The 13,686-nt window shown below is 66.2% G+C and carries 11 protein-coding genes; 5 read left to right on the plus strand and 6 right to left on the minus strand.

What is annotated here, in order from left to right; translation table 11 throughout:
* Nucleotides 1–6: 6 nt before the first annotated feature.
* The gene (locus tag MasN3_RS20290) at nt 7–642 is read right to left on the minus strand and encodes a TetR family transcriptional regulator (RefSeq protein WP_281909702.1); all 636 of its coding nucleotides are present in this window, start codon (nt 640–642) and stop codon (nt 7–9) included.
* A 135-nt stretch (nt 643–777) separates the two neighbouring features.
* On the opposite strand from MasN3_RS20290, the gene MasN3_RS20295 reads away from it, so the two are divergent.
* From MasN3_RS20295 to MasN3_RS20310, 4 genes are all read left to right on the plus strand, one after another.
* On the plus strand, nt 778–2,076 hold the full coding sequence (locus tag MasN3_RS20295) for an efflux RND transporter periplasmic adaptor subunit (RefSeq protein WP_281909705.1): 1,299 nt from the start codon (nt 778–780) through the stop codon (nt 2,074–2,076).
* 29 nt (nt 2,077–2,105) lie between these two features.
* Nucleotides 2,106–5,267, plus strand: coding sequence for an efflux RND transporter permease subunit (locus tag MasN3_RS20300; RefSeq protein ID WP_281909708.1), 3,162 nt, complete (start codon nt 2,106–2,108; stop codon nt 5,265–5,267).
* 8 nt (nt 5,268–5,275) lie between these two features.
* A complete protein-coding gene (locus tag MasN3_RS20305) occupies nt 5,276–6,694 on the plus strand; it encodes an efflux transporter outer membrane subunit (RefSeq protein ID WP_281909710.1) in 1,419 nt (472 codons plus the stop codon).
* A 234-nt stretch (nt 6,695–6,928) separates the two neighbouring features.
* On the plus strand, nt 6,929–7,936 hold the full coding sequence (locus MasN3_RS20310) for a M28 family peptidase (RefSeq protein ID WP_281909711.1): 1,008 nt from the start codon (nt 6,929–6,931) through the stop codon (nt 7,934–7,936).
* A gap of 129 nt (nt 7,937–8,065) precedes the next feature.
* On the opposite strand, the gene hemW is transcribed toward MasN3_RS20310, so the two are convergent.
* From hemW to MasN3_RS20335, 5 genes are all read right to left on the minus strand, one after another.
* Nucleotides 8,066–9,313, minus strand: a complete 1,248-nt coding sequence (gene hemW / locus MasN3_RS20315; protein WP_281909712.1) for a radical SAM family heme chaperone HemW — start codon at nt 9,311–9,313, stop codon at nt 8,066–8,068.
* Nucleotides 9,310–9,894, minus strand: a complete 585-nt coding sequence (rdgB, locus tag MasN3_RS20320) for an RdgB/HAM1 family non-canonical purine NTP pyrophosphatase (protein ID WP_281909714.1) — start codon at nt 9,892–9,894, stop codon at nt 9,310–9,312. The genes hemW and rdgB overlap by 4 nt, the downstream gene beginning before the upstream one ends.
* A gap of 64 nt (nt 9,895–9,958) precedes the next feature.
* On the minus strand, nt 9,959–10,693 hold the full coding sequence (gene rph, locus MasN3_RS20325; RefSeq protein ID WP_281909715.1) for a ribonuclease PH: 735 nt from the start codon (nt 10,691–10,693) through the stop codon (nt 9,959–9,961).
* A gap of 14 nt (nt 10,694–10,707) precedes the next feature.
* Entirely contained in the window at nt 10,708–11,634 is a 927-nt protein-coding gene (locus MasN3_RS20330; RefSeq protein ID WP_281909716.1) for a PP2C family protein-serine/threonine phosphatase, read from the minus strand.
* A gap of 15 nt (nt 11,635–11,649) precedes the next feature.
* Complete coding sequence (locus MasN3_RS20335; protein ID WP_281909718.1) at nt 11,650–12,627, minus strand: serine/threonine protein kinase; 978 nt, start codon at nt 12,625–12,627, stop codon at nt 11,650–11,652.
* A gap of 133 nt (nt 12,628–12,760) precedes the next feature.
* Between MasN3_RS20335 and MasN3_RS20340 the strand changes: the two genes are divergently transcribed.
* Nucleotides 12,761–13,648 carry a YicC/YloC family endoribonuclease gene (locus tag MasN3_RS20340; RefSeq protein WP_281909720.1) on the plus strand — a complete coding sequence of 296 codons (888 nt, stop codon included), beginning with the start codon at nt 12,761–12,763 and terminating at the stop codon, nt 13,646–13,648.
* Nucleotides 13,649–13,686 lie beyond the last annotated feature (38 nt).

Below are 13,686 nucleotides of genomic sequence, written 5' to 3' on the forward strand. Positions count from 1 at the left end.
ACCCTACTAGGCCCTCAGGCCCGCCAGGTAGGTATCGATCACCGTCCCACCCAGCTCCCGCAGGTCGAACAGGGTCGGCTCGAAGATCCAGTTGCGGATCAGGCCGTCGACCAGGATCCAGCCGCCCTGGGCGGCCGCCAGCGTCGAGACACCCGGCCGCAGCATGCCCTTCTCCTGCGCCTGTTGCAGCTGACCTTCCATCCGCTCCTGCCACAGCGCGATCGACTCGCGCCGGCGCGCGCGCACCGCGTCCACTTCGTCGATGAATTCCGTCTTCAGCGTGGCGATCTCGAACACGCGGCGCGCCTTCTCGTCCTCGACCACGATGCGCAGCACGGTCATCATGTCGTCGCGCAGGCATTGCAGCGGATCGGTGACGTCACGTCCGTGGTCGAGCTGCTGCAAGGCCTCGTCCATCGGTAGTTTCGCACGATCAAACATGGCGTTGAACAGCGCGGCTTTGTCCAGGAAATGCCAGTAAATAGCACCGCGCGTCACACCCGCAGCGGTCGCAATATGCTGTAAAATCGTTCGTGAGACGCCTTGTTCAGCAAACAATCTTTCAGCAGCATCCAGGATGCTGCCGCGGGTCGCCGCGGCTTCCGCCTTGGTTTTACGTGCCATTTTTTTGTGCCCTTCCATTAGAAGGGGCTCTCCTGCAATAAACATACAGCCGTGATAGTATATAAAACTGTCCGTAAAATCCAGTGACAAATCCTGCGTGATCGAAAGGTGAGCGCCGGATATCGAAACAACAATGAGAAGGAAGCACACGTAATGCGCTCAGACCACTCCTCCCACTCCCTGACCCGCATCGCCGCAGGCACGCTGGTGGCCATCGCCCTGTTGTCCGGCTGCGGCAAGAAAGATGCGCCGGCGGCCGGCGCCCCCGGCGGTGGCATGCCGGCGCCGGAAGTCGGCGTCATCACCACCAAATACGAACCGGTCGCGCTGCTGACCGAACTGCCGGCGCGCGCCGAACCGGTGCGTACCGCCCAGGTCCGGGCACGCGTCGACGGCGTGGTGCTCAAGCGCCTGTTTACCGAAGGCAGCATCGTCAAGCAGGGCCAGTCGCTGTTCCAGATCGATCCGGCGCCCTACCAGGCGCGCCTCGCCGCGGCCCAGGCCGACGTCGGCAGCGCCCAGGCGACCCTGAACCAGGCCACCGCCCAGGCCGAGCGCTACAAGCCGCTGGTGGAAGCCAACGCCATCAGCAAGCAGGAATACACCAATGCCGTGGCCGCCCAGAAACAGGCGGAAGCGGCCCTGGCGGCGGCCCGCGCCCAGGTGCGCATCGCCCAGATCAATACCAGCTACGCCAACGTGTATGCGCCGATTTCGGGCCGCATCGGCCGCGCGCTGGTCACCGAGGGCGCGCTGGTCTCAAGCGCCCAGGCCACCGAACTGGCGCTGATCCAGCAGACCGACACGATGTACCTGAACATCACCCAGTCGGCCAGCGAACTGCAGCGCCTGCGCAAGCAGGCCGGCAACAACGCCAAGGACGCCTCGGTCAGCGTGATCCTCGACGACGGCACCGAACTGGCGAACAAGGGCCGCCTGCAGTTCTCGGACATCACCGTCGACCCGGGCACCGGCCAGGTCACCCTGCGCGCCACCGTGCCCAACCCCGACAACGCCCTACTGCCGGGCCAGTACGTGCGCGTACGCCTGGCCCAGGCCGAAATCCCGAACGGCATCGTGGTGCCGCAGCAGGCCGTCACCCGCGGCGGCCAGCAGGGCGATACCCTGATGGTCGTCGGCGCGGACAACAAGCCGGCCCAGCGCGTCGTCAAGATCAGCTCGCAGCAAGGTTCCAACTGGATCGTCACCGACGGCCTGAAGGAAGGCGAACGCGTGATGGTCGACGGCTTCCAGAAGCTGCAGATGCTGCCGCCGGGCACACCGGTCAAGGCAGTGCCATGGCAGGCCGCCTCCGCGCCGGGCGCAGCGCCGGCGCCGGCCACCGCCAATGCCGGCCAGGCCGCCGCCAACAACGCGCGCCAGATGCCTGCTTCGGCCCCGTCGGGTTCCACCGCCGGCGCCGCGCCGGCAGCCGCCTCGACGCGTAACTGAGCTGCTGCAGGAAAGAACAGGACTAATTCATGGCACGTTTCTTCATTGACCGCCCAATTTTCGCGTGGGTGATCGCGCTGTTCATCATGGTGATCGGCGCGGTCTCGATCACCCAGCTGCCGGTCGCCCAGTATCCGAACGTGGCTCCGCCATCGATCGTGATCAATGCCGCCTATCCGGGCGCTTCGGCACAGACCCTGGAAGACTCGGTCATCTCCGTCATCGAACGCGAGATGAACGGTTCGCCGGGCCTCGTCTACATGGAATCGAGCAGCACCGCCAACGGCAGCGGCTCGATCACCCTGACCTTTGAAACCGGCACCAATCCCGAGCTCGCCCAGGTGGACGTGCAGAACCGCCTGTCGCGCGCGGCCCCGCGCCTGCCGGCGGCGGTGAACCAGCAAGGCGTGCGCGTCGACAAGGTGCGCGCGAACTTCCTGCTGTTTACCATTCTCTCGTCGGACGATCCGAAGTGGGACCCGATCGCGCTGGGCGACTACGCCTCGCGCACGGTGCTGCCTGAAATCCAGCGCATCAAGGGCGTCGGCACCGCGCAGCTGTTCGGTACCGAGCGCGCCATGCGCGTCTGGATCGACCCGGCCAAGCTGGTGGGCTTCCGCCTGAGCCCGGCCGACGTCAACAACGCGATCCGCAGCCAGAACGCCCAGGTGGCCTCGGGCACCATCGGCGAACTGCCGCTGGCCAAGGGCCAGGAAATCACCGCGACCGTGGTCGTCACCGGCCAGCTCTCCACCGTCGAACAGTTCGGCAACATCGTGCTGCGCGCGAATCCGGACGGCTCGACCGTGCGCCTGAAGGACGTGGCCCGCATCGAAATCGGCGCCCAGGCCTATGGCACCTCGGCGCGCCTGAACGGCAAGCCGTCCACCGGCATCGGCGTGCAGCTGGCGCCATCCGGCAACGCGCTGGAAACCGCGCGCCTGGTGAAGCAGCGCATGGCGGAACTGGAGAAATTCTTCCCGCCCGGCGTGAAGGCCACCGTGCCCTTCGACAGCTCGAAGTTCATCGACATCTCGATCGAGCAGGTGCTGCATACCCTGGTCGAAGCGCTGGTGCTGGTGTTCCTGGTGATGTACCTGTTCCTGCAGAACTTCCGCTACACGATCATCCCGACCATCGTGGTGCCGGTCGCCCTGCTCGGTTCGCTGGGCACGCTGCTGGCGCTGGGCTACTCGATCAACGTGCTGACCATGTTCGGCATGGTGCTGGTGATCGGTATCGTGGTCGACGACGCCATCGTGGTGGTCGAGAACGTCGAGCGCATCATGTCCGAGGAAGGCCTGCCGCCGCTCGAAGCGACCCGCAAGGCCATGGGCCAGATCTCCGGCGCCATCATCGGCATGACCGTGGTCCTGATGTCGGTGTTCGTGCCGCTGGCCTTCTTCGGCGGCGCGGTGGGTAACATCTACCGCCAGTTCCCGGTCGTCATGGTGTCCTCGATCGCCTTCTCGGCCTTCCTGGCGCTGTCGCTGACGCCGGCGCTGTGCGCGCACTTCCTGAAACCGGTCCAGGCCGGCCATCACCACGAGAAGCGCGGCTTCTTCGGCTGGTTCAACCGCAAGTTCGGCGCCACCGCCAAGGGCTATGAGGGCTGGGTCGGCAAGCTGATCCGCAACTCCGGCCGCGGGCTGATCGCCTTCGTGCTGGTCTGCGGCCTGGTGACGCTGTTCTTCACCCGCATGCCGAATTCCTTCCTGCCGAACGAAGACCAGGGCTACGTCATCGCCAACATCCAGCTGCCGCCGGGCGCGACGCTGGAGCGCACCAGCGAAGTGATGGCCACCGCCGAAAACTTCATCATGAAGCAGCCGGAAGTGGCCAACATGGTCAGCGTGCTGGGCTTCTCGTTCTCGGGCGCCGGCCAGAACATGGCCCTGGCCTTCATTCCGCTGAAGGACTGGGACGAGCGCAAGGGCGCCGGTTCCGACGCCCAGTCGGTGGCCAACCGCATCATCGGCGGCCTGTCGGGCATCCGCGACGCCTTCATCTTCGCGCTGTCGCCGCCGCCTATTCCCGAACTGGGTCGCGGCACCGGCTTCAGCTTCCGCCTGCAGGACCGCGGCGGCAACGGCCACGAGGCCCTGCTGGCGGCCCGCAACCAGCTGCTCGGCATGGCCGCGCAGAGCCCGATCCTGACCGGCGTGCGCCCGGAAGGCCTGGAAGACGCGCCGCAGGTTCGCCTGGACATCGACCGCGACAAGGCGCAGGCGCTGGGCGTCACCTTCGACGCGATCAACACCGCGATCTCGACCTCGCTGGGCTCAAGCTACGTGAACGACTTCCCGAACGCCGGCCGCCTGCAGCGCGTCGTGGTCCAGGCCGATGCCAAGGACCGCATGCAGCCGGACGACCTGCTGCGCATCAACGCGCTCAACGTCCAGGGCCAGCCGGTGCCGCTGTCCTCGTTCGCCACCACCCGGTGGGTGACCGGTCCGATGCAGACCCTGCGCTACAACGGCTACCCGGCGATGAGCATCTCGGGCGACGCCAAGCCGGGCTACTCGACCGGCGACGCGCTGGCCGAGATGGAGCGCCTGGCGGGCAAGCTGCCGGCCGGCTTCGCGTTCGAATGGACCGGCCAGTCGCGCGAGGAACAGCTCTCCAGCGGCACCATGGGCATCCTGATGGCCTTCTCGCTGCTGGCGATCTTCCTGGCCCTGGCGGCGCTGTATGAAAGCTGGTCGATCCCGGTGTCGGTGCTGCTGGTGGTGCCTTTCGGTATCCTGGGCGCGGTGCTGGCGGCGCTGATGCGCGGCTACCCGAACGACGTGTACTTCAAGATCGGTTTGGTGACCATCGTCGGCCTGGCGGCAAAGAACGCGGTCCTGATCATCGAATTCGCGAAAGACCTGCAGGCGCAGGGCAAGTCGCCGATGGAAGCGGCGATCGAGGCGGCGCACCTGCGCTTCCGCCCGATCATCATGACCTCGCTGGCCTTCATCCTCGGCGTGCTGCCGCTGGTGATCGCGGGCGGCGCCGGCTCGGCATCGCAGCGCGCCATCGGTACCGGCGTGATGGGCGGTATGATGACGGCTTCCACGCTGGGCGTGCTGTTCGTGCCGCTGTTCTTCGTGGTGGTGCGCAAGCTGTTCAAGGGCAGCAAGCGCCAGCAGGACAAGTATGCGCACCATGCTGACGAGGCCGCGGCTGTCGAAGGAAAACAACCATGATCCAAACAATGAAAAAACTGACTCCACTGGCCCTGGCAATGATGCTGGCGGGCTGCATGTCGCTGGCGCCGAAGTACGAGCGGCCGCAGGCGCCGGTGGCCGGTGCCTTCCCCGAATTGGCCAAGCCGGCCAGCGCCCCGGCCGCCCAGGTGGCGAACGAGGCGCCCGCGGCAATCGAATGGCAGCGCTTCTTCCCGGACGCGCGCCTGCGCGGCCTGATCGAGCAGGCGCTGGTAAACAACCGCGACCTGCGCGTCTCGATCGCCAACATCGAGCAGGCCCGGGCGCAGTACCGCATCAGCCGCGCCGACCGCCTGCCGACCGTGGGCCTGGGTGTCAGCGGTCAGCGCCAGAGCACCGGCGAAGACCAGCCGATCAGCAGCCTGTACCAGTCGGGCTTCTCGGTCTCGGCGTTCGAACTCGACCTGTTCGGCCGCGTGCGCAACCTGTCGGAAGCCGCACTGGCGCAGTTCCTGGCGACCGAGGAAGCGCGCAAGTCGGCGCAGATCAGCCTGGTCTCCTCGGTGGCCAACGTCTACCTGCAGCTGCTGGCCGATGAAGAGCTGCTGGGGATCACCCAGCAGACCCTGGGCACGCGCCAGGAATCGCTGCGCCTGACCCAGCTGCGCTTCGACAACGGCGTGGCCTCGCGCTTCGAGCTGCAGCAGGCGCGCTCGCTGGTGGAAACCGCTCTGGCCACGCTCGCGGCGCAGCAGCGCCAGCGCGCCCAAAGCCTGAACCTGCTCACGCTGCTGGTAGGCACGCCGGTGGAGCCGACCGTGGCCGCCGGCGCCACCCTGGCCTCGACCGAGCTGCCCGACCTGCCGGCCGGCCTGCCTTCGGACCTGCTGGCCAGCCGCCCGGACATCCGCGCGGCCGAGCAGCAGCTGATCGCCGCCAACGCCAACATCGGCGCGGCGCGCGCCAACTTCTTCCCGCGCATCACCCTGACGGGCAGCGTGGGCAGCGCCAGCACCGAACTGTCGGGCCTGTTCAAGAGCGGCACCTACGGCTGGAGCTTCGCGCCCCAGGCGATCCTGCCGATCTTCGACTACGGCCGCAACACCGCGGTGCTGGGCAGCGCCCGCGCCGGCCGCGACATCGCGGTGGCGCAGTACGAGCGCTCGATCCAGACCGCATTCCGCGAAGTGGCCGATGCGCTGGCCGGGCAGTCGACCTTCAGCGAACAGCTGCGTGCCCAGCGCGCCGTGGCCGAGGCCGAAGCCGACCGCTTCAACCTGGCCGACCTGCGCTACCGTAACGGCGCGGCCAGCTACCTCGAGCTGCTCGACGCCCAGCGCGCCCTGTTCCAGGCGCAGCAGGCGGCGGTGCAGGCCAACCTGCAGCGCCTGCAGAACCAGGTCACGCTGTACAGCGTGCTCGGCGGCGGCTGGACCGAGCCGGCCACGCCGGTGGCGGCACGCTGAGCGCTCCCTGCGTCGTTCAAGATCGGGCCCTCGCGGCCCGATTTTTTTTATGGGGGTCAGGTCTGACATTTGGACACGAACTCGAGCATTAGCTTGCTGCATTGCTCAGCCCGTGTCCGATTGTCAGACCTGACCCCGGTGGTGTGAATTGAAGCGCGGAATTGAAGCGATGGCGAATTGCGTAAATGGCTACACTGGAGCCATGAACGCTTGGGGGCGCGCCGCCCGACTGCCATGCGCAAACTCGCCCGCTCACACTGGAAAATCCTCATCGCGATCCTGCTGGCGATCGCGCTGGCGACGCTGACCCTGGAAACCGATTCCGCCGCCCCTGCCGCGGACCTGTCCGTCCGCCTGCGCACGCACGTCGGGGCCATCGCCTCGCAGGAACACAACACCGCCACCCCGCGCGCGCTGGAACAGGCCGCGCGCCACATCGAAGCCACGCTGGAAGGCTACGGCTATCGCCTGCGCCGCCAGGACTACGAGGCCGGCGGCCAGAAGGTACGCAACATCGAAGTCTCGGTGTCGAACACCGCACCGGGCGCGAAACCGGAGCGCATCTTCATCGTCGGCGCCCACTACGATTCCGCGCGCGGCGCGTCGGGCGCCAACCGCAGTGGCAACGACGGCGGCAGCGGCACCGCCGCCGTGCTGGAACTGGCGCGCCTGCTCAAGACCATGCAGCCGAGCCGCGGCACCGAAGTGAAATTCGTCTTTTTCGTCAACGAGGAAACGCCCTCGCACTTAGCAAATGCGATGGGCGACGAAGTGGGCAGCATGCAGCATGCCCGTGACCTCAAGAAGAACGGGCACAATGTGGAAGAGGCCTTGATCCTGGAAACGATCGGCTGGTATTCACAGGCGCGGAACAGCCAGAAGCTGCCGCCGGGGCTGGAGCAGCATTACCCGAGCACCGGCAACTTCATCGCCTTCGTCGGCACGCTCGAATCCTCGGCCCTGGTGCGCCAGGCGCTGGCGGCCTTCAAGGCGCAATCGGACCTCCCGACCGAGGGCCTGGCGGCGCCGGCCCACGTGATGGGTGTGACCTTGTCCGACCATTCTTCCTACAACCGGCAGGGCTACCCGGCCCTGATGATCACCGACACGGCCTTCCTGCGCTATCCCTACTACCACACGGCGGAGGACACGCCTGACAAGCTCGATTACGCGAGCATGGCGCGCGTGGTGAAGGGGCTGGCGCGGACCATGGAGTCGCTCGCTGGCGCGGCAACAACCTGAGGTTTTGTAGGGTGGTCGGCTCTGCCGACCGCGCGTTCAACTTACGGACGCGTAGTGGCAGCGCATGCCGAAGCTGAACGCGCGGAGTGATCTGGTCCAGTGGACCAGATCACAAAAAGGCCGTCCACCCTACGAATTTAAGAACATCTCCTGCAGGTCGTTCAGGAAACGCTGGCCGAGCTCGGTCGGCTTGATGAGCTTGTGGTCGCGGTAGAGCAGTCCCTTGCCTTCCGCCTCGTTCAGCGCCTTGCCGATGGCGCTGATGCTCATGCCGGTGCGCTCGGCGAACAGGTTCGGATCGAAGCCGTCGACCAGGCGCAGGGCATTGAGCATGAACTCGAAGCCCATGTCGCCGCGTGCGATCTCGTGCTCTTCCTGCACCGGGTTGCCGCGCCTGGCCGCCTCGATGAAGGAACCCGGCTGCTTGTAGCGGGCCTGGCGCAGCACGCGGTGCGGGAAGGATATCTTCGAGTGGGCCCCGGCGCCGATGCCGAGGTAGTCGCCGAACTGCCAGTAGTTCAGGTTGTGCCTGGCCTGGCGGCCGGCTTGCGCATAGGCCGAGACTTCGTAGTGCCCGTAGCCGGCGGCAGCCGTCGCTTCCAGGATCATGTCCTGCATGTCGGCACTCGTATCGTCGTCCGGCAGGATCGGCGGATACTTTGCGAACACCGTGTTCGGTTCCATCGTCAGGTGGTACATCGACAGGTGCGGCGGAGCGAACGACAAGGCCGTCTCCAGGTCGCGCCGCGCCTCGGCCAGGGTCTGCCCCGGCAGCGCGAACATCAGGTCGAGGTTGAAGTTCTCGAACGTCGAGCGGGCAATCTCCACCGCGCGCAGGGCCTCAAGCTCGTCGTGGATGCGTCCCAGCGCCTTCAGGTGCGCGCCATTGAAGCTCTGGATGCCGATCGACAGCCGGTTGATGCCGCTGTCGCGGTAGGAGGCGAAACGCTCGGCCTCGAAGGTGCCGGGGTTGGCTTCCATCGTGATCTCGGCGTCCAGCGCCAGCGGCAGCAGGGTGCGCACGTCGGACATCAGGCGATCCAGCCCGGCGGCCGACATCAGGCTGGGCGTGCCGCCGCCGATGAAGATGGTGTGGATCTTGCGGCCCCAGATCATGGGCAGCGACTGCTCCAGGTCGAGGCGCACCGCGTCGAGGTAGTCCTTTTCCGGCAGTTCGCCCTTGGCCTCGTGCGAATTGAAGTCGCAATACGGGCACTTGCGCACGCACCATGGAAAGTGGATGTAGAGCGACAGCGGCGGCAAGGCCGTCAGGTTCAATGCCCCCGGTTGCAGGTACTGCAGCGCGGTGGCGGCCGGGGAACGGGGTTCACCCGAGGTCGAGCCGAGACCCGCCCCGGCGACTTTAATCGGGATCATTTCAGCTTTTCTACCAGGGCACGCAGGGCCTGGCCGCGGTGCGAGTGGGCGTTCTTCACGCCTGGTTCGAGTTCGGCGGTGGTCTTGCCGAGCGCGGGAATCAGGAAGTGCGGGTCGTAGCCGAAGCCGTTGGCGCCGCGCGGCGCGTCGATGATCTCGCCATGCCACTGGCCGTCGGCGATGACCGGCTGGGGGTCGTCGGCGTGGCGCACGTAGACCAGCACGCAGTAGTAATAGGCCGACTTGTCGGCGTGCTTGGCGAGGTCGGCGACCAGTTTCTCGTTGTTGCGGGCGTCGGACTTCGGCTCGCCGGCGTAGCGCGCCGAGTAGACGCCCGGCGCGCCGCCGAGCGCGTTGACGCACACGCCCGAGTCGTCGGCCAGGGCCGGCAGGCCGGTCAGGCGCGCCGCGTGCCTGGCCTTGGCCAGCGCGTTTTCCACGAAGGTGCCGAAGGGCTCTTCCGCTTCCGGGACATCGAATTCGCCCTGTGGGTGCAATTCGAAACCGATGGGTGCGAGGATCTGGGCGAATTCCTTCAGTTTGCCGGCGTTGTTGGAGGCGAGGATCAGGCGTTGGGTCATGGCGCTGGGAGGTGGTCTTCGAAGAGGGTGACTATTTTACCGCTTCGGACCACGGCGCGCTTCCCTACGCCGCCAGGCCCAGCGACTGCTTCTGCAGCCTGATCAATTCGCCAATCCCCAGCTGGCCCAGGTCCAGCAGGCGGTTCATGCCCACGCGATCGAAAGCCGCGCCTTCCGCCGTGCCCTGCACCTCGATGAAATGCCCCTGCTCGGTCATCACGATGTTCATGTCGGTGTCGCAGGCCGAATCCTCGACGTAGTCCAGGTCCAGCACCGGCGTTCCCTGGTACACCCCGACCGAGATCGCCGCCACGAAGTGCTTCACCGGCACCGCCGCCAGCACGCCCTGCCCCACCAGCACGCTGAAGGCGTCGTAGGCGGCGACCATCGCGCCGGTGATGGACGCCGTGCGGGTGCCGCCATCGGCCTGGATCACGTCGCAGTCCAGGTGCAGGGTGCGCTCGCCGAAGGCTTCCAGGTCGAAGGCGGCGCGCAGCGAGCGGCCGATCAGGCGCTGGATCTCCTGGGTGCGGCCGGTCTGCTTGCCGCGCGCGGCTTCGCGGTCCATGCGGGTGTGCGTTGAGCGCGGCAGCATGCCGTATTCGGCCGTTAGCCAGCCCTGCCCCTTGCCCTTCAGGAAGCCCGGCACCTTGTCTTCGATGCTGGCGGTGCAGATCACCTTGGTGTCGCCGCACTCGATCAGCACCGATCCCTCGGCGTGCCGGGTGTACTGGCGGGTGATGCGGATGGGGCGCAGCTGGTCGACCGCGCGCCCGCTCGGGCGTTGTGCAAACGTCATGGAAAGCCTTTGTCTTATTTAAGTAGTTGGGAAGATTTCTCGATCGCCTCGCGGATCTCGGCAATCGCTTTTTCGATTTCGTCTTCGTCGAAGGCGTCCGCCCCCGAGGGCAAGGGCTGGCCGGCGGTGATCGTCGAGCTGACCTCGTCCTCCGGCAGCATCTGGGTCGAGATCACGCCGGGCGCCAGGCTGCCCGCGGCGTGCGCGCCCTGCCAGGTGATCGCCAGCGCGGTCGTGTTGTCGGCGCGCGCGCCGCCGATCGCGGCGGCCATCGCCACCATGTCCGGCACCGCCTGCACGATGGTGGAGGTGGACAGCCGGTGCACGATCTCGGTCTCGGGCAGCATGCCCCACAGGCCGTCCGAGCAAAGCAGCAGCGTATCGCCCGGCTCCAGGACGGCCTGGCGCGAGATGGCGATCCTGGGGGCCTGGCCGGCGCCGAGGCAGTTGTACAGCTTGTTGCGGTCCGGATGGGTGTTGCGCTCGGATTCAAGCGCCCTGCCGCGCTCGATCAGATATTCCAGGTGCGAATGGTCGCGCGTGCGCGCCAGCACCTGGTTGCGGCGCACCCAGTACAGGCGCGAGTCGCCGCAGTGCGCCCAGACCGCGCAGTTGTGCTGCACCAGGCAGGCCACCACCGTGGTGCGCGGCGTCTCCGGCAGCTTGTGACGTTCCGCATAGGCCAGGATGTCCCAGTGGGCCTGGTGCAAGGCCTCTTCGAGGAAGCGCTCGGGCTTCTTCACATAGGGCTTGGCCTGCATCCGGAACATCATCGACAGCGTCTGCAGGGCGATGGTGGCGGCGATCTCCCCGTGCATGTGTCCGCCCATGCCGTCGGCCAGCACCAGCAGCAGCGCGTCGCGCGTGAAGCTGTAGCCCATGCGGTCCTGGTTGACCTTGCGCCCGCCGATGTGGCTCTGCTGATAGACGGAAAACTGCATGTGTGCTCCTCGTTCCTAGCTTGCTTTACGGCCGAATCCGAGGCGACCGGCCAATCCGCGCCAGCCGGCCGGCGCTTGCGGGGCGTCGTCCTCGGGCTGCGGCGCCAGCGTCGGCGCCGCCTGCAGCACCTTCTGCATCGCGAATACGCTTTGCGGGCGCTTCAGCGGATCGAGCGCCATGCACGAGCGCACCATCTCGATGAGCTCCGGCGAATAGCCGCCTGCGAGCCTGGCGAACTGCGCCTCGGTCTTGTCCTCGTCCCTGCGCGCGTCGACCGGAGGCGGCATCGAGCGCGTCATGCAAGCATACATGGCTGCGCCGATGCTGTAGATGTCGGTCCAGGGTCCGAGCGAGCCCGCGCGGCTGTACAGCTCGGGCGCCGCGAAGCCCGGGGTGTACATGGGCGCCAGCATGGGCGCGTCGAGGTTGATGGTCTGGCGCGCCGCGCCGAAGTCGAGCAGCAGCGGCGAGCCGTCGAGGCGCAGATAGATGTTGGCCGGTTTCAGGTCGAGGTGCAGCAGCTTGTTGGCGTGGACTTCGCGTACGCCGGCGCACACGCCCTTGAACAGCTGGCGGATCGCTGTCTCGTTCATGCGGCTGCCCCTGGCGTGCAGGCGCGCGATGTGGTCCTGCAGGGTGTGTCCGGATTCGTAGGCCATCACCATGTAGACCGTTTCATGGGCGCGGAAGAAGTTCACCACCCGCACCACGTTCGGATGGACGATGCGGGCCAGCGCCCGCCCCTCTTCGAAGAAGCACTTCAGGCCGATGCGGAACACCGGTAGATTAGGCTTGGAAACGACCGGTATCAGTTCGCCCGCCGCGCGCAAGGCGAGCTGGCTGGGCAGGTATTCCTTGATGGCGACCGCATTGCCCTCGCCGTCATATGCCAGATAAACAATACTGAACCCACCGGACGCAATTTTCTTTACAATGCGATATCCGGCAATTTCCAGGCCATCAGGCAGGGGGGCATTATTCTGTGCGGCCATGAGAGTCCTTGCTTAACAGGGCGATTGTGTGGGATAAATGTTGCCTTTGTAAAGGCCACCTCGATCCGCCTGTGACGGTTCTCGGGGTATCTAAAGAATAAAAAAGACGGGGAAATCTTTGAGCATTTCAAGCATGACAGGTTATGCGGTTGCCACCAGCGAAAGCGCTGCCGGCACCCTCACGATCGAGATCAAGAGCGTCAATTCGCGCTTCCTCGACCTCCAGTTCCGCATCAACGACGAACTGCGCGCGTTGGAACCCGATCTGCGCGCCGCCATCATGGCCGCCATCACGCGCGGCAAGGTCGAGGTGCGCTTGTCCTTCGGCCGCAAGACCGCGGGCGGCTCGCAGGTGCTCAACCAGGAACTGCTGGCCGACCTCGCGCGCCTGCAGGCTGAAATCACCAAACATTTCGCACAGGCGCCGCAGATGACGGTGGCCGAACTGCTGCGCTGGCCCGGCGTGATCGAAGAATCGACGGTGGGCCAGGAGTCGTTGCAGACTGACGTGGCCGCCCTCACCGCCACCACCGTGGCCGCTTTTGTCGACAGCCGCAGGCGCGAAGGCGCGGCTTTGGCGACGATGCTGCTGTCGCGTATCGACGCGATGGAAGCGATCGTCAAGCGCATCACCCCGCTCATCCCGCAGGTCATCAACGGCTTCCAGCAGAAGGCCGTCGAACGCATGCAGGACGCGCTGGGCCTGGCCGGACACGGCAACCCGTCGGTCTTGAGCCGCCAGGAAGTGCTGGAGCGTATTCGCCAGGAAGTGACGCTGTACGGCATCCGCATCGACGTCTCGGAAGAACTGTCGCGCCTGTCGGCGCATCTCAATGAGACGCGACACATCCTCAAGCGGGGCGGCCAGGTCGGCAAGCGCCTCGACTTCATGATGCAGGAACTGAACCGCGAAGCGAACACGCTGGGCGCCAAGGCCTCGGTCAAGGAGCTGGCGGATGCATCGATGGAGCTGAAGCTCCTGATCGAGCAGATGCGCGAGCAGGTGCAGAATTTAGAATAATTTGTTGTCGTTGCGCAACAGCGCATACGATCGTTGAA

Source organism: Massilia varians (genome assembly GCF_027923905.1).
Lineage (GTDB): Bacteria > Pseudomonadota > Gammaproteobacteria > Burkholderiales > Burkholderiaceae_D > Telluria > Telluria varians_B.